The sequence below is a fragment of the Streptococcus sp. 27098_8_12 genome, assembly GCF_041432115.1.
Classification (GTDB): Bacteria; Bacillota; Bacilli; order Lactobacillales; family Streptococcaceae; genus Streptococcus; species Streptococcus parasanguinis_V.
Map to the genome: position 1 here is coordinate 12,481 of NZ_JAPVZA010000015.1, position 24,416 is coordinate 36,896.

18 protein-coding genes are annotated in these 24,416 nt (G+C 36.8%); 10 read left to right on the forward strand and 8 right to left on the reverse strand.

Annotated features, from left to right (window positions below; all coding sequences use genetic code 11):
• Positions 1–55: 55 nt before the first annotated feature.
• The 4 genes from O3629_RS07195 to O3629_RS07210 form a co-directional block, all read right to left on the reverse strand.
• Complete coding sequence (locus O3629_RS07195; RefSeq protein ID WP_195412077.1) at positions 56–1,696, reverse strand: ATP-binding protein; 1,641 nt, start codon at positions 1,694–1,696, stop codon at positions 56–58.
• Positions 1,683–3,044, reverse strand: coding sequence for an SIR2 family protein (locus O3629_RS07200; RefSeq protein WP_195412076.1), 1,362 nt, complete (start codon positions 3,042–3,044; stop codon positions 1,683–1,685). Before O3629_RS07200 ends, O3629_RS07195 begins: the two co-directional genes overlap by 14 nt.
• Positions 3,045–3,048: 4 nt before the next feature.
• Positions 3,049–7,737, reverse strand: coding sequence for a type ISP restriction/modification enzyme (locus O3629_RS07205; protein ID WP_195412075.1), 4,689 nt, complete (start codon positions 7,735–7,737; stop codon positions 3,049–3,051).
• A gap of 179 nt (positions 7,738–7,916) precedes the next feature.
• Positions 7,917–8,711 carry a hypothetical protein gene (locus O3629_RS07210; protein WP_195412074.1) on the reverse strand — a complete coding sequence of 265 codons (795 nt, stop codon included), beginning with the start codon at positions 8,709–8,711 and terminating at the stop codon, positions 7,917–7,919.
• Positions 8,712–9,049: 338 nt separating this feature from the next.
• Between O3629_RS07210 and O3629_RS07215 the strand changes: the two genes are divergently transcribed.
• From O3629_RS07215 to O3629_RS07230, 4 genes are all read left to right on the forward strand, one after another.
• The gene (locus tag O3629_RS07215; RefSeq protein WP_195412073.1) at positions 9,050–9,823 is read left to right on the forward strand and encodes a hypothetical protein; all 774 of its coding nucleotides are present in this window, start codon (positions 9,050–9,052) and stop codon (positions 9,821–9,823) included.
• Between the two features lie 13 nt (positions 9,824–9,836).
• Entirely contained in the window at positions 9,837–11,342 is a 1,506-nt protein-coding gene (locus tag O3629_RS07220) for a serine/threonine-protein kinase (protein ID WP_371608967.1), read from the forward strand.
• A 16-nt stretch (positions 11,343–11,358) separates the two neighbouring features.
• Positions 11,359–12,021, forward strand: coding sequence for a hypothetical protein (locus O3629_RS07225; RefSeq protein ID WP_195412071.1), 663 nt, complete (start codon positions 11,359–11,361; stop codon positions 12,019–12,021).
• Positions 12,022–12,083: 62 nt separating this feature from the next.
• Entirely contained in the window at positions 12,084–12,773 is a 690-nt protein-coding gene (locus O3629_RS07230; RefSeq protein WP_195412070.1) for a hypothetical protein, read from the forward strand.
• 82 nt (positions 12,774–12,855) lie between these two features.
• Here the strand turns inward: O3629_RS07230 and O3629_RS07235 are convergent, their stop codons facing one another.
• The 3 genes from O3629_RS07235 to rpmF form a co-directional block, all read right to left on the reverse strand.
• A complete protein-coding gene (locus O3629_RS07235; RefSeq protein ID WP_371608968.1) occupies positions 12,856–14,103 on the reverse strand; it encodes a hypothetical protein in 1,248 nt (415 codons plus the stop codon).
• Positions 14,104–14,503: 400 nt separating this feature from the next.
• On the reverse strand, positions 14,504–14,653 hold the full coding sequence (gene rpmG, locus O3629_RS07240) for a 50S ribosomal protein L33 (RefSeq protein ID WP_001265622.1): 150 nt from the start codon (positions 14,651–14,653) through the stop codon (positions 14,504–14,506).
• 15 nt (positions 14,654–14,668) lie between these two features.
• A complete protein-coding gene (gene rpmF, locus O3629_RS07245) occupies positions 14,669–14,851 on the reverse strand; it encodes a 50S ribosomal protein L32 (protein WP_003009516.1) in 183 nt (60 codons plus the stop codon).
• Between the two features lie 214 nt (positions 14,852–15,065).
• Here rpmF and ilvD point away from each other — a divergent pair, with 214 nt between their 5' ends.
• A complete protein-coding gene (gene ilvD, locus O3629_RS07250; RefSeq protein ID WP_247923734.1) occupies positions 15,066–16,769 on the forward strand; it encodes a dihydroxy-acid dehydratase in 1,704 nt (567 codons plus the stop codon).
• Between the two features lie 534 nt (positions 16,770–17,303).
• Positions 17,304–18,578, forward strand: coding sequence for a uracil-xanthine permease family protein (locus O3629_RS07255; RefSeq protein ID WP_371608969.1), 1,275 nt, complete (start codon positions 17,304–17,306; stop codon positions 18,576–18,578).
• 162 nt (positions 18,579–18,740) lie between these two features.
• Here O3629_RS07255 and O3629_RS07260 read toward each other — a convergent pair whose 3' ends face one another.
• Positions 18,741–19,082, reverse strand: coding sequence for a metal-sulfur cluster assembly factor (locus O3629_RS07260; RefSeq protein WP_013904437.1), 342 nt, complete (start codon positions 19,080–19,082; stop codon positions 18,741–18,743).
• A gap of 170 nt (positions 19,083–19,252) precedes the next feature.
• Here O3629_RS07260 and hisS point away from each other — a divergent pair, with 170 nt between their 5' ends.
• The 4 genes from hisS to O3629_RS07280 all read left to right on the forward strand — a co-directional run bounded on the left by hisS (position 19,253) and on the right by O3629_RS07280 (position 24,155).
• On the forward strand, positions 19,253–20,536 hold the full coding sequence (hisS, locus tag O3629_RS07265) for a histidine--tRNA ligase (RefSeq protein ID WP_070586643.1): 1,284 nt from the start codon (positions 19,253–19,255) through the stop codon (positions 20,534–20,536).
• Positions 20,537–20,716: 180 nt separating this feature from the next.
• The gene (gene thrC, locus O3629_RS07270) at positions 20,717–22,201 is read left to right on the forward strand and encodes a threonine synthase (RefSeq protein WP_371608970.1); all 1,485 of its coding nucleotides are present in this window, start codon (positions 20,717–20,719) and stop codon (positions 22,199–22,201) included.
• 50 nt (positions 22,202–22,251) lie between these two features.
• Complete coding sequence (locus O3629_RS07275) at positions 22,252–23,529, forward strand: MATE family efflux transporter (protein ID WP_155168346.1); 1,278 nt, start codon at positions 22,252–22,254, stop codon at positions 23,527–23,529.
• Complete coding sequence (locus O3629_RS07280) at positions 23,526–24,155, forward strand: HAD-IA family hydrolase (protein WP_155168348.1); 630 nt, start codon at positions 23,526–23,528, stop codon at positions 24,153–24,155. The genes O3629_RS07275 and O3629_RS07280 overlap by 4 nt, the downstream gene beginning before the upstream one ends.
• Positions 24,156–24,416: the final 261 nt, after the last annotated feature.

Here is a 24,416-nt window from a genome sequence, read left to right on the forward strand (position 1 = left end):
AGACTCTTATTACATGGATTGTTTTGTATGAGATTACTGTATAAAAGACATATAGTTATTTATTGGATTTAACCCGCTCTCCAAGACTAGGTGTATCATTATGATGAGGACGATTGCACCTTTCAACTTTTATATATAAATTTTTAAGTAAATTAATACTAGTCAGGACTGCTTCACCGGTATTTAACTTTTTAATTTGATTAATTTGATTCTCCATAAGATGGTTTTGAATAGCTTTTATTTCATCTGGAGAAGTTAGCCTATGAACTAATAAAGTGCCAACTTGCCCTAACAATATTTTATCAACATCATTTGGATTCTGAGTTGTCAAAAATAGAAATATACCTTTCTTTCTACCCTCGCGAGCAATACTATTTAATCCCGTGTAAAATGTAAAGCCCTTATTATTAATACCTTTTGTATATCTATGAACTTCATCAATAAACATAACAAACGGTTTTATTAATGATGAACTTAAATTTACTAAATGATTTGAAACGATGTCAATAATCATTCCTCCAATTCCATCAGTTGTTCCAATCTGAGAAACATCTATATATAATGATTTGTTAGTTTCTCCAGCTGAAAATCTATTGATAATATCAATTAAACTTTGACCATCTGAAGTAAAAAAATTTACAAGCGATGTGTTATTTAACTTATAATTGACCTTTTGAATGAGGTACTGGTTCACATTGAAGTTGAATAAATCCGCCTCAAATTCTCCCTTTTTATTCTGTTTAGTCGTTTCAACGGCTATTTGTGCAGATAAAAGATTAATATTAAAATTCTTATCTTCATCCGTCAGACTTGAAAGCTCTACTTCTACAGCACTAACAGATTTTCCTACTTTATGATATATTCCATCATTATTATTTTTATATTGAAAACGCAAAGAACGTATAGCTTCAGCCAATACTGCTGGTTGTGTTCCATCATTTGTTTCAAATAGAATTGACCATTGATTGATTGACATTTGTGATAAAGGTAAAAAAGCAGTTTTTCCAAGTACGTATTTATCTACTTCATCGGCTGTAAATGAGTCTGAATACTCCCCTGTTGGATCTATTATTAAAGTCCTTATACCATCATTGATTAGTTTATCCAATATACTCAAAGCTGATGTAGATTTTCCACTATTTGTAGTACCAACAGTCATTAAGTGTCTATTAAATAATGTTTTAGGCTGTAATTTAACAGAGTAATCCTGTGGACCAAAAGCAAGATTAGCAAAAGATGACAACTGTTTTTCAATACCAGGATCGACCTCTATTGATTGAATAAAAAGCTCCACAGCATTTTCATTTGCGATATAAACCTTATCAGTGATACCAACTGTCTTAGTTCCATTTAATTTAAAATACTTTTCACCAAGTGGTATATATCCCAATACATCAATACTTATGTCGGGAAATATTTTTTCCTGCTGACCATTTGTCAACATCTCATGAACACTATCTGAATTCGGTACCTTAGATTGAAATATTTCTCCGAAGAATAAACCATTGCTTGAATCAATTAAAACATAGTAATTAATCGTATTAGGTGAAAGTATATCTTTCCTTAACTTCCTATATGAGAATAAAGATAAGTTCTCAATTTGAATTGTTGCATAGGAACGATTTACTTGTGAAATCATTCCAAGATAATAATTACTCTTATCAGCTACTTCATAAAAAATATCAATCTTTGGCATTTAAGTACTTTCCTCTCAAGAAATCAACTAAATCACTGTTCATGGTCGCCTTTAAAAATGTAATTGGATATCCTTCATCCATTAAATCTATAAGTTCTGCCCAATTTTGATTGTATTTCGAATCAGTATCATTAATTAACTTGAATTTTCCCTCATCCTTGCTGTACTCTCTATTTGGATCAATATTAAAATCAGTAATCAAAAGTTTTAAACTTGTGTTATTTTTCAATGCCTGAGTAATCATTTTGGAAATGTGAACATCCGCGAAACTGAATCCAGATGAAATTAACAAGGTGTTTGGACGTTTTATAAGATCTTGAAATTTTGTAAAGAGTTCAAAATATGGTTCTTGGTAACTTTGGGCATATTTATCAGAACTTGGAAAGACCATTACCATTCTATCTGTATCTGTTATGCTATCTTTATCTTTTCTCAGAATGGTTCCATCATCTTGTTTTTCCCAGGTAAGTGAACCATGTATTTTTAAAAGATTGAATGTCTTATCCTTATATTCAACTTCTCTGGTGTTGATATTCTGAACCTCCTTTACAAGATTCCATTCAAACATACTGCTGTCAAACTTCGGTATTGGAGTGAAATTAAAACCATCAAAAATAACAAAATTATTTGCAGCAGCAGCTTCTTCGATTAAAACATCATAGTTTGTCGTAATAACCGAAAACTTATTCCCCTCCTTACCTGATAGACTTGACAAAAAGTTTAATAACGTACCGTGTTTCAATTCCTTACTGTCATATGAATAGTTTGTATTTTCTTTAATTAGCTGTAAAATCTTTTTGATACTATTATTAAATTTATCTTTATCTGTATCCGGTACATATGGTCGATAATGGAATAGTGTTGATAAGAAATCCTCTAGGTTAAAATTGTCTGCCAATTTATATGTCTCAGTTTCCTCAGATTCTTTATCTAATATATTCCCATCTTTGTATCTACATTGACTAGCCAATTCCTTTAGTGTATATAATTCATCCGATTTATCTAGTTTTAAAAACACATCATCAGCAATCATTTTTACTGTCTTTCCAAAATTTGGATTTAAATCTTGTGTCACTGATGCTCCTGCACCTACTAGAAAAACAATGTTTGAATATTTTTCACCGTAAACTATTTTGTGAATTCTTTCGCTAATCATACGTTGAAAGTCAATTTTTGTAAAGACTTTTGGCTGTTCTTCTTGAGAGTCAGGAAGTTCCAGTTTTCCGTTAGAATCATAAAAAAAAGAATTTCCATCTTCATTTTTCTCTATACCGTAGGAAATTGTATTAGATAGATAATGCAATTCAATTTTCTCATAATCTTTTTCTTTGTCGTAAAAGAAATCCATGTTCTTATTCCTCCACCTCAAATCTAGGTAAGCTATTGATTAAATCAACTGTTTGGACAGATACATTAATGATTCTCAATAGCAAATTGAAGATATACTTTTCATCCTCACTGTAGTCATTTGGATCATCTGTAATTCCAGATTTTTTATCAGTTTTAACTTGATACTGATCTATTATCCATTCAATAGCCGAGCGACCATTAACAACGTATTCATATGCTTTTTTTGGAATATTGCTAATTGTGATATCACTGTTAAATATTATTGTAGATAAATCATTCACCGATTTACCATTTTCATCACGTTTCTTTGCAAATTTCATCTTGGTTACTTTGTAGCTCGGATTAACAAGAGGTGTAATTTCAACTCCATCATAAACAGGAACCTCTTCATAGTTGAGATGTAGATCCATTAAAGCTTTACCAACTTCAACATATCTATCTGTATTTTTTACAATTGGAATTCTTGCGAAATCTTTCTTCAAATCGTTAGCATACTTTTCTTGATATTCTTTAGAGTTGAGTAACCCATAGACATAAGCAAAGGTGTCATCCAAATTTAAACCTAACTTATCAGCAAATTCCTGATTCATATTATCGTTATTTTGGAACAATGATAATTCGTCAACTTCATTGTCATAACGCATAAAGCCTTGTCCTTTCTCTTGCAAATCTAAATTTGGTATTTGAGTTGAAACTAAAGCAGAAAAATCTCTAGAAGCTCCACGACCAGTAGTGACTATAACTTTATTACTTTCACCAAACTTTTTGTACCATTGTCCTGGGCTTTCCACAACTTCATTTTGGTAATATATCCATTTTTTAGTAAAAGGTCTATACATTATTGGAATTAAGTTTTGTTCATCAAATTCAATTAATTTGCATTTATCTAATAATTGCTCTAATTTTCTTGTCCATTTAACAAACGACTCATTACGGTTGATGTCAATTGTAGCACTTTTACTAAGACGTTCCACCTCGCTATTATAGTTGGTTATCAATGTTCTTGCTTTACTCAATGTGGCTTTATTATTAAAACCAATTACCCATGAGTCACGATTTGTACTTACACCGACTGCACTATTTGTAAAAATAGCTCTACTTTCTCCAGCAAGTTTAGTATATTTCTGATAATTCGGGTCTCTTTGATTGAGCCAATCGTTGTTTTCATCTGGTTGAATAGTATTCCAAGTAATGTACGATATATCAGAGAAATTTTCAATAATATTTAACTTTTCCTTTTGCGATAAATAATCACCAATATCATAATAATGGAGTTCATGACTATCTGAGCCATCTTTAACCAGAATTGAAATTGCAACGGGTGTACGACTACCCGAGCCAAAGATTTTCCCACCCTCTCTTCGAGATTGTTCTCCTAGTGTTCTCTGGTCACCACGGAGATTAAAAATATAAAGATGGTTAAACTCTTCATAAAGTCCAGCACGTAAACCATCAGCTGAATTTGTATTAAGATAGTTACCATTCGTTACAAATCCAATCACTCCTTGACTTGTAAGACGATCAGATGCCCAACGGAAGGCTTTAATATAGGAATCATAAAGACCTTTAGACAAAGTTGTACTAGATCTGGAAACATATGTTTCTTCTAGTCTTTGCTCTAATTTAGGATATGAAATATTTTTGTTGTTATCGTTAGCGTTTGTTTGTCCAATAGAATAAGGTGGATTACCTATAATAGCAGTGATCGGTTTTTCTTGTTGGCGTTTCAAGCGTTTGTCATTGGTTCCAAAGAAGGTATCATCAAGAGTATCTTCTGTTTCAGTTGATTCAAAAGTATCCGTTAAGACAATCCCTTCAAATGGTACATACGGTTCATCTCCGTTAATTTCATCAAAGACAGCTTCGATATTGATAGCAGCAATGTAATAGCTCAGAAGAACAATCTCATTTGCATGCAGTTCTTGTGTATATTTTCTTAGAATGTCATCAAAGGTAATTTCACCATTATCCATCAGTGATTTCAAGTAATGCAATGTTCTAGTGATAAATGTTCCAGTTCCAGTAAATGGATCTAAAATATGAACATTTTCACTCGCTAAAGTCTTACCAAAGTGCTTTCTCAAGACTACATCGACTGATTTGACAATAAAATCTACAACTTCTACAGGAGTAAAGACGATACCTAATCTTTCTGTAGTTGATTTGAATCCTGTAGAAAAGAATTTATCGTATAGAGTAATAATGATTTTCTGCTTAGCCTGAGCGTTATCAATTCCCTCTGCACGTAGACGAACCGAATCATAAAATGGTTGCAACTCTTTCTGCTCTTTTTCAAAACCAAATTGTGATAATTCTTCTACAATTTGTTCCATCGCAGAACTTACTGGATTGTTCTTAACAAAACTGTATTCTCCAAAGAGTGCATCAAAAATTGGTAAAGTGATTAAGTGTTGCGCTAACATCTCAATCGCTTGACTTTGGTCAATTGATTCATTGATATTGTGTTGAAGGCTTTGAAGAAATTTTTCAAAAGCAGATTTACTATCAGGATTTTGTTCTAAGATGAACTCAATTCCTTGAATGTGACGTCTCGCAATATCAGCTACATCTTTAGACCAATCCTCTAGATAACGTCTATCACCGACTTTTTGGACAATTTTACCATAGATTGCCCCTTCAACAGCTTCCCAGTCTAGTTCTAATTCTGTCTGATAAGCCACTGTCGGCTCTTTCACAAAACCGTCATTAAAATTAGGGTCGTCTGGTGCCGCACCCACTCCAATAACTTGGATATTTTTAGGCTTCTGTTTGTTTAATTCCAGTTTATTAATAGTTGCTTCAAAGCGTTCATCAACTGAACGCAATGCGTTTAACACCTGCCAGATAACATCGTATGTTTTATTATTGTCTAAAATTGATTCTGGCGTTGCGCCCTCAGGAACTACAATAGGTAAAATAATGTAGCCATAATCTTTACCTTCAAATTTACGAATGATTCGACCGACAGCCTGAACAATATCCACTTGGGATTTTCGAGGAGACAGAAAGATAATAGCATCTAGGTTAGGAACATCAATTCCTTCTGTTAGGAAGCGGACATTTGATAAAATACGTGCTGAATCTTCTGGTATATCATTACTTGCTAACCAATCTAATGCTTCATTTTTTTCAAGGGCGTTCATACTGCCATCTACATGACGAACATTTACAGAATAACCTTCATCACTATTTAGATAGTCATTAACAACATTCTCAAACTGTTGTGATAGGCGCTTGCTATCTTCAATGGTTCGTGAGAAGGCTATAGCTCTTTTCATTGGTTCTCCAGAAACTTTATCCGAAAAACTTTCTCGTTTAATCATTCCATTCCAAACACCAATGATACGTCCCACATCATCAATATTTAGCCCATTCTCTGAATCAGCCAGAGATTTTTGCATGTCTTTCTGAACAACTGTTTCATCAACTGCCAAAACCATCAGTTTATAATCAGTTAGGATATCGTGACTAATAGCATCTCCAAAACCTAAACGATAGAACACACTGCCGTACAAGCTTTCATCATCCATACTAGAAATAACAATTGAATTTTCTTCAGCTTTTTTCTTAGCATCAGTACCATATAATTTTGGTGTTGCTGTTTGGTAAAGGCGCTTTGTCCCCTTTACATTTAGGTTACTATGTACCTTCGTAAACGCTGATGCTTCATCTCCTAAAGCTTTTGCTCCTGTAGTTCGGTGAGCTTCATCTGCAATAATCAAATCGAATTCTGGGAAACCGTCCTTTTGAGCTTTTCCAAGAACGTCAATTGACTGGTAAGTTCCAAAAACAACTAATAGTTCTTTTTTGGGTCTAGTCATTAATTCCAAATAGTTCTCAACAACCTTTTTTGAAGAAGTTGTTGCTGGATATCCAATGTCACTGGCTTTGATAGCTATATTGGACTCATCTTGCTTGACACTACCACGACTTGCATTTCTATCGCTAGTAACTGCCATAGAAGACATGGTCATTTCTGTATCATTATTCCAACCTCTCAATGTTTGAGTAAGAAGTTGAATACTTGGTACTAAATAAAGAATAGTATATTGTTCTTTTTTCGCTTCCTCTGCCATTGCTTCAGCAATTTTTAAACTTGTAAAAGTCTTACCTGTTCCTGGAGCCATTATAAGTTGTCCACGATCATTTTCTCTAAAATGATTCAATGCAGACTGAATCGCACTTTCTTGATAATATCTTAATTTCTTTTTAGCTTTAACAGTGACTACTTCTGGTGATTCAAAAGAGAATTTTGACCAATCAATCTGAGAATTTCTAAGATCTGAAAGACCAATACGAATAACATCACTACGATCTGCTAGAGCTTTCTCAGCATTTTTGCCCCATTTATCAGTCGAAGCAACAATAATACCTGATTCATAATAGTCTTTCCCAAGTTCCCCTAAAAAAGAATCAATATTAGATTTTTGTATTGTATGGTTATAGAATTTTGCCTGAATTGCCACCAATTCACCAGTATACTTTTCAGCAACTAAATCTACTCCGAGATCAACTTTGGGAATCCCATATTCCTCTGGAACATTAGCTAGCATCCATACATTCTTGAATTCATTTTTGTATGTGGGTTCATTTTGAAAGTATGCACGTGCTAGATACTCAAAATATGTCCCCCGGTCTCTTTGAGTTTCAGCAAGTTCATTAATTTGATGTACTAAATTATCAAAAGTCATTTAATTTCTCCGTTTTGAAATAAAAACTGGTATTAAATTGATAGCAGATAAAAAGCTAACAATAACTGTTTTTTTGTTACTATTATACCATACTTAGATACTTCATATTATTGCTATTTATATCAGAAAAATAGCAACTATAAGAATAGTTGCTACAGGATTTTATGAAGAAGTTAAATTTATAGTTGAATTACCTTTAATAGCTTAGAATGGGTTATTTTTCCATCAAAAAATGACGATTTTTTCTCAATTGTAGAGATAAAAGCTATTCTTGCAAGAACGGAATTTTCCATAGAGTTATTTACATCTAAATCTTTTTCACAAGGAATAAAATTAATTTCATCTGATAAGTAATTGAAAACATTTTTTGGAATTTTTAGACTACATAGAAAATTGGTAGTTTCATCATTACGAAAAATTCTCAGATAGAAGTTGTCCCACTTACCTTGCGCTATAAACAATCTGCATTCTCCATAGTACATTACTAAATGATCAGATTCTTCCATTTTTCTTAACTGTAATGACCTTCTAGGTAAGTATTTTCTAGTCCCGTTTTCATTTGTCAATTTGTAGTTGTCACCCTCGTCTTTGTTAACATCATCATTAAGATTCTGATTATGAGGTGGATTTACCACAGCTACTCTGTCTTCTAAAATATGTTCTAACATTTTTTCAGCTCTATCAGGAGAAATTTGATCATAGAATACTTTTAATTCTCGTTTAGTTGCAGGGTTAAGTAAATACTCGCAATTTTCAGAATGATGAGAGTTTGGATAAGCAGCAAGATAAATACTATTATTATTACTATTCTCTTTTATAGATAATCGTACTTGTCGGCACCCAGGGCATAGTAGTTGACCTCTGTACCTGTTTTTTGTTTCTTGCTTGTTTCTGTAGAATTCTTCTTCTAGTACGTGAAGTTCAAGCATTTCATTGTTGTTTATACAATACTGATATTTATTTGTTTCGGGCATAATTATTCCTTTCTAGTCATATGAATAAAATAAAAACTTTATAGATTAATATATATAGTATATCATAGTAAATAAAAAAAGTCTAACAAATAGGTAAGGTGTTGCTGCCATTCAATAAAAAGTATATGAAATGCTAACCAAAAGATCATAGTGATTAATATGTTTAGGATATCTCTCGTACGTTCTAATATATTAAGTTTGTTCCAGAAAATTTTATTATTTTTGTTATTAATAATTTTTTAAACGACGTATAATTGATTAATTAGAAATAATTGTTTATTATTACCAAAAATCTAAATCTTGACATATTAATGGTATAATAACATAGAGGAATTACTATGGAAGAAAATTTAAACCCTAATATTGATCCACGAATAAAATTTAAACTGCTGCCACCAGCTACTATTATTAAAAATTTTGTTGACGGAGAACCTGATTGTAATTATGAGAACTATTTGCTAGAGCTACTTAATAAGTCATCTCATTTTAAAGAAAAAGGTCAATCTCTTTTCTCTAAACCGTTAAATGAGAATAATGGTCAATGTGATGCAATATCGAAAAATTATGAAATAGACTTTAAATTATTATCATCTAGCACTAGATTACAAGCTAGTCATTTGTTTTCTCCGGGTATTAGCAATGATGGTGACGGTATAATTGGTATTCATGAAAGTAAAAATAAATTCGGTGAAGTAAAAGCTACTCAGATCCATGTGGCATTCAGAACAAGAGATATATCGGAGCTTACTCAATTAGGGGGAAACTCCTTAAATATTAGAAAGTATGGTATTGAAAGAGATATCATAAAAGTGTTGAAAATGCTTGAAAAACAGAAAAACCTTTTATTATTTTTTCCATATTCGTTTGAGCTGATTGATATACTAGAGACTGATAATCCGGATGATATTATTGTAAGCGCGTTAAATTATGATTTCAAATCATTATTTGAATACAGAGATTTAAAAGCGAAGGAATTTGATACCTATTTTGTAACTATATTTCAAGATAGATTTTATATTTTTTCTATTCTAGACGATACCCTCTGTTTAATCGAGAAAGTAGATTATATGTCACTGCCTACATTTATTAAGTTAAAGAATTACCATTTATAAGGAGAACGAACTATTGATCAATCCAGATTTTTACAAAAGACTAGCAAAGATATTCTGTGGGGATGAGATGGAGCTGTTTACTTATAAATCAGGACCTCAGCTAGTTTCTTTTTTCAATACCCATTTCCATACTCAAGATAGTTATGGTCATGGTTTTCCTACAAGATGGATATATGTGAATGACAAGCTGTTGGACTTTTCATCTAGAGGTATTATCAATTCATTTTTCAACCTTATACTCAGCAAACAATATCTTTTAACAGAGCGTCAGATAAGCGAAGTGGATGCTCTAGAGCAGCAGCAGAAAATAATAAATGAATTAGATAAAATTTGTTCTGTTTATTCTTTAAAAATCTCAAAAAAGGGGAATGAGTTTTATTTAGTGGAAATTGATGCAGATTTAGTTGAGATTGGGAAAGGGGGCTTCGCTGATATTTATTTCCAAAAATCTACAGGATTGGTGTTAAAAAAGTTAAATGAGGAATCTGTTAGACGTGAGGCTTTGAGAAGTAGATTTAAGAGAGAGTATGAAATAACTAAATCTTGTTCTGATATTGAAAATGTTATCAGAGTGTATGATTTTGATAGTGGTAGTTACTCTTACACAATGGAAAAAGCTGATTATACATTGGCTGATTATATTGAAGAAAGTGAATTAACAGGGGATTCCAAAATCAATATACTACGCCAGATACTTCACACTATGTCTCTTGTCCATCAAAAAGGAGTTTTGCATAGAGACTTAAGCCCAACCAATGTTTTTTTCGTGAATGGGATAATTAAGATTGCTGATTTTGGTTTAGGAAAAAACCTAAACACTCTGACATCTCATCAAACAATGGACACAACTTCCTTTGGTCAACTCTTTTATTGCGCACCAGAGCAATTAATGCTTTTAAAAGATGCCGATAAACGAAGCGATGTGTATTCGCTGGGACGTATTATTAATTTTGTTATGACTAAGTATCCTAATATTTCTTCTCATTCACTTCGTTCTGTTAGTGAAAAAGCTACGAATTTAGAACCTGATTATAGGTATCAAGATGCTACTGAAATGTTGAGTGCATTAAATGCATGGTTGAGAATTAGAAGCGACGATGCTTTTAAGAAGACAATATGGGAAAAAATTAGCAACGGTGTTTTTGATGACGACATAGAAAACTATATCTATGAAATGCCAGCAAGAGAGTTATGTCAAGCATGTATAAAAAAAAGTAATGTTTTTATTGAAAGCTTAATGATCTTTATGAAGTTAGATGATACACATGCGATTTATATCATTCAGACGATTCATTCTAACTATGAGCAATATTTGAAACGATTTGAAGATGCAGACTCTTTTGCTACCCTTTCTTATAGAGTTCTAAAGGAACAATTTTCATTCAATGTTAAAGAAGTGGCTGCTCAGATTTTACACTATGTAGCCTACGAAGTTGGGCGCTTTTCTGCTCAGCGTAAGATAGATAACTTGATTGAAAATGGGATTGAACCAATGATTGAATCCATATTAGAAAGATAAATTAGGAGGAAATGTAATGACAAATGATGAATATTTCAATGAAATAGAGACATATTTCAATAAATTAAGAGAATATCGTGAGGAATCAAAGTCAATAGCTGCTGGTATTATTGGTGAAAATCTTACTGAAGATGATTTATTTTTTATTTCTGCGCTTAACAGACGAGTTCAATTTATTGATGGAATAATGAACTTATTAAGAACGAGAAATCTGACTTGTGCAGGAATTATAGTACGAACACAACTTGATAACCTTATGAGAGTCTTTGCGGCTTTTATATCAGAGGACAGAAGATCATTTATTAAAGAAACATTAAGTGGTACACCTATTAAGAATATGAAAGATAATCAAAATAGAAAGATGACTGATGCCAATCTTAAGAAAAGGATGTCGAAGTATTATCCCGAGATTGAAGAAATTTACAATAAATCATCTGGTTATGTTCATTTGTCTGAAGTCGCATTTCATCAGGCTTTTTGGACAGAATGTTTTGAAAAAGGAGACAAAATTAAATTTTCAGTTGGATTGCCCCCAAGAGAAAAACTAAATCCTATTTTAATTGAGTGTGCTGAAGTATTCTGTCACTTTACAGAGATTGAATATGATTTTTACCAAAAAATCATTGATTCAAAAAAAGTTTTTGATAATAAACAAAAAGAGATTTTAGAATTAATGTGAGCTATATTAAACTATCAATAATGACGAAGATAAAAAATAAATAATAGGTGAGAAAATGAATTATGACAACAAATAGTAGTAACTCAGATATCACATTGATATCGATTGCTCATAACCAATATGGTGATGAGTTGAACATTGATAATTGGAACTGTGAGTTTAAAAATTGGGAAATGCAGTCAATTTCAAATGGTAAATATTATAATTTTTTGAAGAAAGTAGAAATAGATTGGAGAGTGACCCAAGAACCTATATATCGGGAAAACCCAATAATGTGGAAGATTATACTTAGAAAAAATCCTAAAACTAACTATTTCGTTGCTGCTCTAAGTAATGTTAACCATGTTAAGGAAAGAAGTCATAATGCTGATGACCCATCCATTCCAGGTAAGAATACAAAAGATCGAGGTCATTTTATTGCTGACTCATTTGATAAGTATTTACTTACAAGTGATGAACGTAATGCTAATAACTCACAATCCAATCAATTTTTTGGTATAAATAATAAAAGCAATATCTCACCTCAAGATTTTAGAGCAAATCGAAACTCCAAGGAATATGCTGGACAGTTGAGATTTGAGCAACAAGTGAAAAATTATCTTGAGAAAAGTACTAATGCAAATGAAGAAGTTTATTATGAAATTGAAGAAATTAAGATAGAAGAAAAGATATTAGGTCGCAGAATATTCATTCATTGGAATCAAAGTGATGAAGCTGATATTCATGTATTTATTCCAGAAGACCGTGATTGAGAGTTTATACGTATATTAAAAAGAGCAATATTGCTCTTTTTTGATTTTAGACGTATTGCTTATTTGTAATTTTTCCATTGGGCTATAAGCTATCTTTTTCAATTATTTTTACATCAATTCGAGGTAGTAATTTTGTAATTTCATCAAAAGCAGACTCTTTCATATCCATAAATTTTCTATAGTTTGGAACTGATATCACATTTCCATCGGTTATTCCTCCTCCTATTGGTCGTAACTGACAGTAAAAGAAATTATTTTCTAGTTTTTCCATAACTTTATTAGCAAAATCTTCATCCTGTGCTTCTTTAAATAATTTTCTAAACAATTTCTCCCATGCTGCATCATATTTACGAAAAACAAAAACTGGTTTTTGTGATTTCTTATTATTTAAATATTTATATATTCTTCTTAGTACAATGAACGCAGCCAACTTAGATAAGTCTGAATTGAGAATAATTTTTTCACCAATGCCATTTTCACCTAAATCAGGTTGAGCACATGAAAAAGGATAAATTTCTAAATTACATATTTGTTGAGCGATCTTTTCAATTTCCTTTTGCTTTCCTTCCAGTTCTATAAAATCTAATACCTTATTTTTCTGAATGAGTTGAGAATAATACTCTCTTAAATAGTAATAATTTTCTAATAGATTTTTTTGACTTTTTTTAGACTTGTTTTTGAAATCAAACTTAGATTCTAATTCAAACATATGTTTAATTTCACTCATTAAATTGCTTTGATTACTATAAATGATATCTTTAACGTCTTTAATACTTTTTAATTTATATCTTCTTTCTATAATTGATTTAATATCAACTTCCTTTTCTTTATATCCTTTTAAGATCTTTTTAATATTTTTAATAGTTTTCTTTTTTTCAGTATCTGCTATCAAAATCTCGGTTTTTCCATAGTATCCTTTTAGGCTTGTTTCCTCAAGACCTTTATCAATTTGATTATCTTGATAATCCCCTAAATAGCCTCTAGGATTTTCCAAACAGTGGAAAATAGTAGCTGTATCTATATCTCCATGAAAATGAGTTGGAATTTGGTAGCGCATATTTAAATGTCTACCTTCTTTTTCTATTTCTTTTTTTAAGTCATCCGGTAGAATCTTCAGCCAAGAGAAGTCCTCAGTTGTATTAGAAGTCTCAACTTGTTTTATAAAGTCATTAATCAGATTGCCACCTTTATCTTGATGCCAAGGGCTAAACTGTTCTAAAAATTTTTTCTTATCTTTAAAGTAAAAAATCTCTACGTCTTTTTGGGGGATAATTTCTTTAAAATAATTTTCTAAATCTAATTTTAAATCTTCATCTTCATAATTTTTCATGATATGTCCATCCTACTTTATTGATTTTTCACTATGAATTCTTTAAACCCATTATACTACAGTATTTCTACATTAGTTCAAAATCAATTTTCTAGAAATTGAAGGGGTTACTACATTTAATTTTGTTGTGAAGTTAGTTCTTCCTGTTTATTATCTCATGATCTAATCTAATAATTCATTTATCTACATAAGAAAATTATTGATTTAGCTTATAAAAAACACCCTAGTTCATTTGAACTAGGGTGTCTCTTATATATCCGAACATCTAATTTATTTCACAAAAAATGTAGTCAAAAATGTAGTCATTCGGTTGATTTTTATTGCAATACATTGAAATTCGAAAATTCAAGAATCGCGTTAAATCAAGGCTTTTTCGTTTCTACTGAAACGTAATGACCTATTATTTAACTTCAGTAAACACGACGTGTTTGCGAAGTTTTGGTGAGTATTTCTTCAATTGAAGACGGTCTGGAGTGTTACGTTTGTTTTTAGAAGTAAGGTACAAGCGTTCACCAGATTCTTTGTGTTCAAGTGTAATATTTACGCGCATGGTATCTCCCTTCTATTATTCAGCTGATGCAGCTTTAGCGATCTTACGTCCTTTGTAGTATCCTTTAAGTGATACACGGTGTGAACGTGAGTAATCTCCAGTTGCTTCGTCAAAGTTTACAGATGGAGCTGTTACTTTGTAGTGCGTACGACGTTTGTTTTTCTTCGCTTTTGATGTGCGACGTGCAGGTACTGCCATTTCGTTTTTCTCCTTTTAAGATATAAATTCAATTAGGTTTGATTTTCATCAACTTTAACAGTATAACAAAAGTTTTTTGTAAAGTAAAGTTACTTGACAAAAAAATTGAAATTTTTGAAAGAAACTTTTCTATTGTCTGTTTCTCCAAAGTCCATGCCTATCTTTGTGGCCTATTTTATGCTATAATGGTAAAAAATGTAACGAGAGGAATGACATGACAGAATTAGACAAACGCCATCGTAGTAGTGTCTACGATAGCATGGTAAAATCTCCCAACCGTGCCATGCTTCGCGCGACGGGAATGACCGATGAAAGCTTTGAAAAACCGATTGTCGGAGTGATTTCGACATGGGCGGAAAATACCCCTTGTAACATCCACCTTCATGATTTTGGAAAATTGGCCAAAGAAGGTGTGAAAGATGCAGGTGCTTGGCCGGTCCAATTTGGCACCATTACGGTTGCGGACGGGATCGCTATGGGGACACCAGGGATGCGCTTCTCCTTGACGTCACGTGATATTATTGCGGATTCTATCGAAGCTGCTATGGGTGGTCACAACGTCGATGCCTTTGTAGCCATCGGGGGCTGTGATAAGAACATGCCTGGTTCGATGATTGCCATTGCCAATATGGATATCCCAGCGATCTTTGCCTACGGTGGGACTATTGCCCCAGGGAATCTCGATGGAAAAGATATCGACTTGGTTTCTGTTTTCGAAGGGATCGGAAAATGGAACCATGGTGATATGACTGCTGAAGAAGTGAAAGATCTTGAGTGTAATGCCTGCCCTGGCCCTGGTGGTTGTGGTGGTATGTATACTGCCAATACAATGGCGACAGCAATCGAGGTCCTTGGTATGAGCTTGCCAGGTTCCTCTTCTCACCCTGCTGAATCAGCTGATAAAAAAGCCGATATCGAAGAAGCAGGTCGTGCAGTTGTGAAAATGCTGGAAATGGGACTGAAGCCATCTGACATCTTGACTCGCGAAGCCTTTGAAGATGCGATTACAGTGACCATGGCGCTCGGTGGATCCACCAATGCGACCCTTCACTTGCTTGCGATCGCTCACGCAGCTAACGTGGACTTGACGCTGGAAGACTTCAACGATTTCCAAGAGCGCGTGCCTCACTTGGCGGACTTGAAACCTTCAGGGAAATATGTCTTCCAAGACCTTTACAATGTCGGTGGTGTGCCAGCTGTCATGAAATACCTTCTGAAGAATGGTTTCCTTCACGGGGATCGCATCACTTGTACTGGTAAAACAGTAGCTGAGAACTTGGAAGCCTTCGCTGATTTGACACCAGGTCAAAAAGTCATCATGCCACTTGAAAATCCAAAACGTGCGGATGGTCCATTGATCATCTTGAAAGGGAACTTGGCTCCTGAAGGGGCGGTTGCCAAAGTATCAGGGGTGAAGGTCCGCAACATCACGGGTCCTGCTAAGGTCTTTGACTCGGAAGAAGCTGCCATTGAAGCCGTTCTTTCAGATGAAATCGTGGATGGCGACGTTGTTGTTGTTCGTTTCGTTGGTCCTAAGGGTGGTCCTGGTATGCCGGAAATGCTGTCCTTGTCATCTATGATCGTTGGAAAAGGCCAAGGGGACAAGGTGGCCCTCTTGACAGACGGACGCTTCTCAGGTGGGACTTACGGTCTCGTTGTCGGACACATCGCACCTGAAGCTCAGGTTGGTGGCCCAATCGCCTACCTCCACACAGGGGACATGGTGACAGTTGACCAAGATACCAAAGAAATCACCATGCACGTTTCAGACGAAGAGTTAGCAAAACGCAAGGCTGAAACAACCTTGCCACCACTCTATAGCCGTGGGGTTCTGGGTAAATACGCCCATATCGTTTCTTCAGCATCACGTGGTGCCGTGACCGACTTCTGGAATATGGAACAGTCTGGTAAACAGTAATTACAAGGACGACTTTGTCCAAAGAGAGAGTGGGACAGAAATCGGTAATTCGTTAGAATTCGATTTCGTCGTCCCACCTCCACTCAACCACTGCGTCTTGCTCGACAATCCAAAAATAATTGAGAGGCTGGGACTTTTGTCCAGCCTCTTTTTTGGCTCAAAGTGGCTATTTTCGACCCTGTCGCTGAAACGTATGAATATTACTTTTTGGGGGATTTGAGTGTATCATCTGTCATTTTTTCTTGTAAATCCGTCTATAATTTGCTATAATTGTGACTAATCGAATCAATCCTTTAATACTGTCCAGAGAGGCAGGCAAGGAGCTATGGAAATGAAAGGCCTGGGAAGACCAGCCTATATTTTGTGTATCTCCTTGTTGTGGGGGATTTTTTTGTATATTGAAAAGTGGTTTGATAAAAAAGAAATCGCCGATGATGGAGCATGAAGCGCTCGCTTACAATTTGCTCATCGAAGGTAGATATTTTTGTCCAGCTACAAGCCGTTGCATCTGAATTTTAGGAGGTTTTTACGATCGTGAATAATGTAAAATATGATGTATCTGATATGCCAAAACCTGGTTTATTGCTTGGTTTGTCATTTCAGCATTTGTTTGCCATGTTTGGGGCGACAGTGCTGGTGCCGATTTTGGTTGGAATTGATCCTGCCATCGCCCTCTTCTCATCTGGTTTGGGAACTTTGGCTCACTTGACAGTGACCAAGTATAAGATTCCTGCCTACATGGGGTCCAGTTTTGCTTATATTGCTGCTATGCAGATGTTGATGAAAACAGATGGGATCGCGGCAGTTGCGCAAGGTGCCATGGCGGGTGGTTTGGTCTACTTGTTTGTGGCTCTGATTGTTAAGCATGCGGGGAAAGACTGGATTAATAAGGTCCTTCCACCAATCGTGGTTGGTCCCATTATCATGGTAATTGGTTTGAGTCTTGCGAAGAATGCCGTCACTGATGCGACAACCTTAAATAAAAGCTATAGCGGCTATGCTCTATTGATTTCGATGGTGACCCTCTTTGCAGTTATTCTATTTAATATGTATGGCAAGAAGATTGTCGGTGTCGTCCCAATTTTACTTGGATTAATTGTGGGCTATATTTTCTCAGTGGCTCTTGGTTTGCTGACAGGACATAGTTTTATCGATTTCTCAGAGGTCAGTGCGGCGCATTGGATTCAAGTTCCAAACTTTGACATTCCATTTGTGGATTATAGCTTTAAGCTCTATCCAAGTGCGATTTTGACCATGGCTCCGATTGCCTTTGTGACCATGACGGAACATTTTGGTCACCTCATGGTTTTAAATAGTTTGACGGAACGTGATTACTTCAAGGATCCAGGGCTTGACCATACGCTTACTGGTGATGGTTTGGCACAGATTATTGCCGGATTCTTTGGAGCTCCTCCAGTAACCTCTTATGGGGAAAACATTGGGGTTATGGCCCTTAGTAAGGTCTACTCAGTTTATGTTATTTCAGGCGCAGCAGTGATTGCGGTTGTCATGAGCTTTATTGGGAAGCTATCAGCACTCTTGCACTCTATTCCAACTCCTGTATTGGGAGGGTTGTCTATTGCCCTCTTTGGGGTTATCGCTGCTAGCGGTTTGAAAATTTTAGTTGAACATAAGATTGATTTTGATAATAAAAAGAATCTCTTGATTGCTAGTGTGATCTTGGTATCAGGGATCGGTGGTTTGATGATTGACCTCGGTGGTCTTCAAATCACGGGTGTGGCAACTTCAACGATTCTAGGAATCGTGTTGTATCAAATTCTTCCAGAACCAAAAGCTGACGAGGCTTAGTTTGTTCTGGTGTTGAAAAAGTTTAATGGATTTAATCATCATAAAAAACGAGGAACAAACTCTGATGGCAGAGCTGGTGTTCCTCGTTTTTTTATTGTGGATTGGATTTCCAAAGAGGCATTCCTTCATTAGTTGACTACATTTTTAAAAAGGCAATGCTTATTATCGTGGCGGAAGGCCAAGGGCGATGCGCCCGTATCGGCTGATTCGTGTAATTTTCCAAGCGGGTGACCAAGTCACTTCAACCTTGACATCTTCGATCCCCTCAATTTCTTTTAGGCGAGCGACGATTTCAATCGGAAGGCTCTCAGCACAGCTACAAGCCGTATCGGTGAAGGTCATGACCACCTTGCAAGTACCGGCTTCATCTAGATGGATCTCGTAGATCAGTCCTAGGTTATAGACATCTAACTCAACATCGGTATCAAATACAAGCTCCAATTTTTCGATTAACGACTTCTCTAGTGCGAGGGCGCGGTCATTGATTTTGATATCCTCTCTCATCGCAAGATCCTTTCAGTGTAGTATGGCTTCCATTTTCTCATAATTCGGCTGATAAGGCAAGAAGAGAACGATGATTTAAACGTGTGGGACAAAGGAAATGCGGTCCAGCCTCCATTTCTCTTCGAATTTGTGGTAAAATAGAGGCAAAAGTAAGACAAAGGATGAAGGCTATGAAATTACAAAAACCAAAAGGGACCCAGGATATCCTTCCTGGCGATTCAGCGAAATGGCAATATGTAGAAGGCTTTGCACGCAAGGTCTTTGCGCGATACAATTATGATGAAATCCGCACACCGATCTTCGAACATTATGAAGTCATCAGCCGTTCAGTAGGGGATACGACGGATATCGTTACCAAAGAAATGTATGACTTCTATGACAAGGGAGACCGTCATATCACGCTTCGTCCAGAAGGAACAGCTCCTGTTGTCCGCTCGTATGTAGAAAATAAACTCTTTGCGCCTGAGGTACAAAAACCAAGTAAGTTCTATTACATAGGCCCAATGTTCCGCTACGAGCGTCCTCAAGCAGGTCGTTTGCGTCAATTCCACCAAATTGGGGTAGAATGCTTTGGATCAAGCAATCCTGCAACGGATGTCGAAACCATTGCCATGGCAGCGCAATTCCTGAAAGAATTAGGGATTGACAATGTGACCTTGCACTTGAACACCTTGGGAAGCCCTGCCAGTCGTCAGGCTTATCGTCAAGCCTTGATTGATTATCTCTTGCCAATGAAGGATCAATTGTCTAAGGATAGTCAACGTCGTTTAGAAGAAAATCCGCTTCGTGTCTTGGATTCAAAAGAAAAAGAAGACAAGGTGGCGGTTGAACAGGCTCCTTCCATCCTAGACTATCTAGATGAAGAAAGCCAAGCGCATTTTGATGCGGTTCGTCGGATGTTGGAAGACTTGGGGGTAGCCTATGTCATCGATACCAATATGGTGCGTGGCTTGGATTACTACAACCACACGATTTTTGAGTTTATTACAGAAATTGAAGGCAATGAATTAACTGTCTGTGCGGGTGGTCGCTATGATGGTTTGGTGGAATACTTCGGTGGCCCTGCGACAGCTGGTTTTGGATTTGGTATCGGTGTGGAACGGATCCTTCTCGTTCTTGAAAAGAAAGGCATTGAATTACCGATCGAAAAAGGATTAGATGCTTATATTGCCGTTCTAGGAGATGAGGCCAATGAAGCAGCGCTTAGCTTGGTTCAAGCTCTTCGAGTCCAAGGTTTCAAGGCAGAACGTGACTATCTTGGACGTAAGCTTAAGGCACAATTTAAGTCAGCAGATGTCTTTGCGGCCAAAACCTTGATTACCTTAGGAAGCAGTGAGGTTGAAAGTGGTCAAGTCACTGTGAAAAACAACCAAACTCGTCAAGAAGTAACGGTAGCTCTTGAAAGCTTGAAGAAAGACTTCCCATCTGTTTTAGCAGAGTTGGGATTGGCTTGATCGAACGGGAAAGACAAGGGGAGACAAGATTTATCTGGGAGTAGGGGCAAAATGGTTGCTCCTGCTCTCTTTTATTTTGATTCTGTTTGCCGACCTTTGCCAAGATTTGGCGAAAAGCCGTTAAATTTTCTGACATTTATGATATAATGAGAAGACTACTAGTAAAGGAATGAAACAGTCATGACATTAGTTTACCAATCAACACGAGACGAAAAAAATACTGTAACAGCTAGTCAAGCCATCCTTCAAGGTTTGGCAACAGATGGCGGCTTGTTTACTCCGGTCTATTATCCTCAAGTGGAGCTAGATTTTAACACCCTCAAAGACGCTTCTTACCAAGAAGTGGCTAAGCTTGTCTTGTCAGCCTTTTTGGATGACTTTACGGCAGAAGAATTGGACTACTGTATTTCTCATGCCTATGACAGCAAGTTTGATACGCCAGCCATTGCTCCGCTTGTCAAACTCGATGGGCAATACAACTTGGAACTTTTCCACGGCTCCACCATTGCCTTTAAAGATATGGCTTTGTCGATCTTGCCTTACTTCATGACAACAGCAGCTAAAAAGCACGGTTTGGAAAATAAAATCGTCATCTTGACAGCGACATCCGGGGACACTGGTAAAGCTGCCATGGCAGGTTTTGCCGATGTTCCAGGTACTGAAATTATCGTCTTTTATCCAAAAGACGGTGTCAGCAAGGTGCAAGAATTGCAAATGACCACTCAAACTGGGGACAATACCCATGTCATCGCGATCGATGGAAACTTTGACGATGCCCAAACCAATGTCAAACATATGTTCAATGATGTGGCGCTCCGTGAAAAATTAGCAGCCAACAAGATGCAATTCTCATCAGCCAACTCTATGAACATTGGTCGTTTGGTGCCTCAGGTTGTCTATTACGTATACGCCTATGCGCAATTGGTGAAGACAGGCCAAATCACAGCGGGAGAAAAAGTCAACTTTACCGTCCCAACAGGAAACTTTGGAAATATCTTGGCAGCTTTCTATGCCAAACAAATCGGTCTTCCAGTTGGAAAATTGATCTGTGCGTCAAACGAGAACAATGTCTTGACAGACTTCTTTACAACACGTGTCTATGATAAGAAACGCAGCTTCAAAGTAACCACTAGTCCATCGATGGATATCTTGGTCTCTTCAAACTTGGAACGCTTGATCTTCCACTTGGTAGGCAATGATGCCACAAAGACCAAAGAGTTGATGGAAAGCCTCGTTGCAACAGGTCAATACCAATTGTCCGACTTTGATGCAGATATCTTAGATTTGTTTGCGGCTGCATACGCAGATGAAGCAGAAACTGCTGCAGAGATCAAGCGGGTCTATGAAGCGTCTGATTACATCGAAGATCCTCATACAGCTGTAGCATCAGCCGTTTATCAAAAATACCGGGCCCAAACAGGGGATGCTGCTAAAACAGTCATTGCCTCTACAGCAAGTCCTTATAAATTCCCAGTTGTGGCAGTAGAAGCGGTGACGGGCGAGACAGGTCTAGGCGATTTCGAAGCCTTGGCCAAATTGCACACCCTCTCAGGTGTTCCTGTGCCACCGGCTGTAGACGGTCTTGAAACTGCGCCGGTTCGCCATCGTACAAGCGTAGCTGCTAAAGACATGCAAGCAGCCGTAGAAGAGTACTTGGGACTGTAATTCTCCCTATTAGAAAGATCAAAAGAGCCGTTTGGCTCTTTTATATACTCATGAATTCATACAAAAAAATCTTAAACATTGCCCTTCCTGCCATGGGTGAAAATTTCTTACAAATGCTGATGGGCATGGTGGACTCTTATTTAGTGGCTCACCTGGGCTTGGTTGCCATTTCAGGTGTTTCCGTCGCAGGAAACATCATCACCATCTATCAAGCCATCTTTTTGGCACTGGGTGCAGCAGTTGCCAGTGTCATGTCTAAAAGCTTGGGTGAAAAAAATCAAGACCACATTGCCTACCATGCGACAGAGTCCCTAAAGGTGACCTTGTTGGTGAGTGCTCTCTTAGGAGGGGCTTCGCTGTTGTTTGGACGCCAGATGATTTCGCTGTTGGGAACGGAAGCTGCAGTCGCCGAAAGTGGGGGGATTTACCTTTCCTTGGTCGGCGGGACCATTGTTCTCTTAGGATTGATGACGACCTTGGGCTCCTTGGTTCGGGTGGCCAACAATCCACGTATTCCCATGTATGTCAGCTTGTTGACCAATGTTTTGAATGCTTTATTCTCCTCTGTGGCTATTTTCCTTTTTGGTTGGGGCATTGTCGGAGCAGCTTTGGGGACTGTGCTAGCCCGTCTGGTTGGGGTCATCCTCTTGTGGCAAAAAGTCCAGTTACCCTTTGCCCCCCTTCGTTGGGGATTGGATCGTAAGCTCTTGAACTTAGCGCTTCCAGCTGCCGGAGAACGGCTGATGATGCGAGCTGGAGATGTGGTGATCATTGCGATCGTGGTTGCTTTTGGGACTGAGGCAGTCGCCGGAAATGCCATCGGAGAGACCTTGACCCAGTTTAACTACATGCCGGTGTTTGGAGTGGCCACAGCGACGGTCATGCTCGTAGCACGAAGCCTCGGTGAAGGGGATTTTGAGCAGATTGACCGCCTTCGAAAGCAGTCTTACTGGCTGTCCTTTGTATTGATGTTGCCCATTGCTCTGGGTATCTTTTTCGGGGGCACCCTTCTGACCCATCTCTACACACAAGATGCGAAAGCGGTAGAAGCTAGCCTATCGGTTGTCCTCTTTTCTTTGTTAGGAACACCCTTTACAGCAGGAACAGTCATCTATACTGCTGTTTGGCAAGGCTTAGGAAATGGGAAACTTCCATTTTATGCAACGACCATTGGCATGTGGGTCATTCGAATTGGAGCCGGTTATCTGCTTGGAGTAACCCTTGGCTTGGGTCTTCCAGGGGTCTGGACGGGGACGCTGCTGGATAATGGCTTTCGCTGGCTATTTTTGAGTCAGCTTTATAGACGAAAAGTAGGAGAGAGAAAATGACAAAACGAGCTTTTATTTGGGATTTGGATGGGACCTTGCTGGATTCCTATGATGCTATTCTGGCGGGTCTTGAGGAGACTTATGCATCTTATCAGCTTCCGTTTGACCGAGCGAGTATTAAAGACTATATCTTGAAGCATTCGGTTCAAGATCTTTTAGTAGCGGTGGCAGCAGAGTATCAACTGGATGTGACGGACTTAAATCATCGCCGAGCAGAAAGTCTAGCAGAGAAAAATGCCCAGGTCCTTCTGATGGAGGGGGCGCGTGATGTCCTGTCCTGGGCGAAGGATGCTGGTATAGAACAATTTGTCTATACCCATAAGGGAGAGAATGCCTTGGTCATCCTACGGGACTTGGGTTTGGAATCTTTTTTTAAAGAGATTTTGACCAGTCAAAGTGGTTTTGCACGCAAGCCTAACCCAGAAGCAGCCATTTATCTGATGAAGAAGTACGGGTTGCATCCGGAAAAGATCTACTATATTGGGGATCGGAGCCTGGATATTGACTTTGCAAGAAATAGCCAGATTCAGAGTATCAATTTCTTGACGTCTGACTATGAAGGTAATTATCAGATGGAAAGTTTACTAGATATTCCAGCTATTTTAAACGCTGAAAAGAATCTGTAAAGAGATTGTTTTCATTTTGAAATAAAGTCGTAAGCTTTCTTTAAGAAATGTCCGCTATAATAGAACCATAAACAAAGACCTCCTAACTTTGTTTAGAAAAATCCTAAAACTTTTCTTTTTCATAATAATCTCCCTAAGAGTCGCCCAATCAGGCGGCTTTTTTTGTGCGAAAAAACAGTGCCAGCTTTTTTTCTTGCCCGGATGGAAGAAAAAGTTTATGATTGACTAATCAATTATTGATGCATCAAAAATAATTTGGAG

Bases quoted from the DNA above. Each gene is read 5' to 3' on its own strand.
- O3629_RS07195 (WP_195412077.1), bottom strand. From the start codon at position 1,696: ATGCCAAAGATTGATATTTTTTATGAAGTAGCTGATAAGAGTAATTAT.
- O3629_RS07200 (WP_195412076.1), bottom strand. From the start codon at position 3,044: ATGGATTTCTTTTACGACAAAGAAAAAGATTATGAGAAAATTGAATTG.
- O3629_RS07205 (WP_195412075.1), bottom strand. From the start codon at position 7,737: ATGACTTTTGATAATTTAGTACATCAAATTAATGAACTTGCTGAAACT.
- O3629_RS07210 (WP_195412074.1), bottom strand. From the start codon at position 8,711: ATGCCCGAAACAAATAAATATCAGTATTGTATAAACAACAATGAAATG.
- O3629_RS07215 (WP_195412073.1), top strand. From the start codon at position 9,050: ATGGAAGAAAATTTAAACCCTAATATTGATCCACGAATAAAATTTAAA.
- O3629_RS07225 (WP_195412071.1), top strand. From the start codon at position 11,359: ATGACAAATGATGAATATTTCAATGAAATAGAGACATATTTCAATAAA.
- O3629_RS07230 (WP_195412070.1), top strand. From the start codon at position 12,084: ATGACAACAAATAGTAGTAACTCAGATATCACATTGATATCGATTGCT.
- O3629_RS07235 (WP_371608968.1), bottom strand. From the start codon at position 14,103: ATGAAAAATTATGAAGATGAAGATTTAAAATTAGATTTAGAAAATTAT.
- rpmG (WP_001265622.1), bottom strand. From the start codon at position 14,653: ATGCGCGTAAATATTACACTTGAACACAAAGAATCTGGTGAACGCTTG.
- rpmF (WP_003009516.1), bottom strand. From the start codon at position 14,851: ATGGCAGTACCTGCACGTCGCACATCAAAAGCGAAGAAAAACAAACGT.
- ilvD (WP_247923734.1), top strand. From the start codon at position 15,066: ATGACAGAATTAGACAAACGCCATCGTAGTAGTGTCTACGATAGCATG.
- O3629_RS07260 (WP_013904437.1), bottom strand. From the start codon at position 19,082: ATGAGAGAGGATATCAAAATCAATGACCGCGCCCTCGCACTAGAGAAG.
- hisS (WP_070586643.1), top strand. From the start codon at position 19,253: ATGAAATTACAAAAACCAAAAGGGACCCAGGATATCCTTCCTGGCGAT.
- thrC (WP_371608970.1), top strand. From the start codon at position 20,717: ATGACATTAGTTTACCAATCAACACGAGACGAAAAAAATACTGTAACA.
- O3629_RS07275 (WP_155168346.1), top strand. From the start codon at position 22,252: ATGAATTCATACAAAAAAATCTTAAACATTGCCCTTCCTGCCATGGGT.
- O3629_RS07280 (WP_155168348.1), top strand. From the start codon at position 23,526: ATGACAAAACGAGCTTTTATTTGGGATTTGGATGGGACCTTGCTGGAT.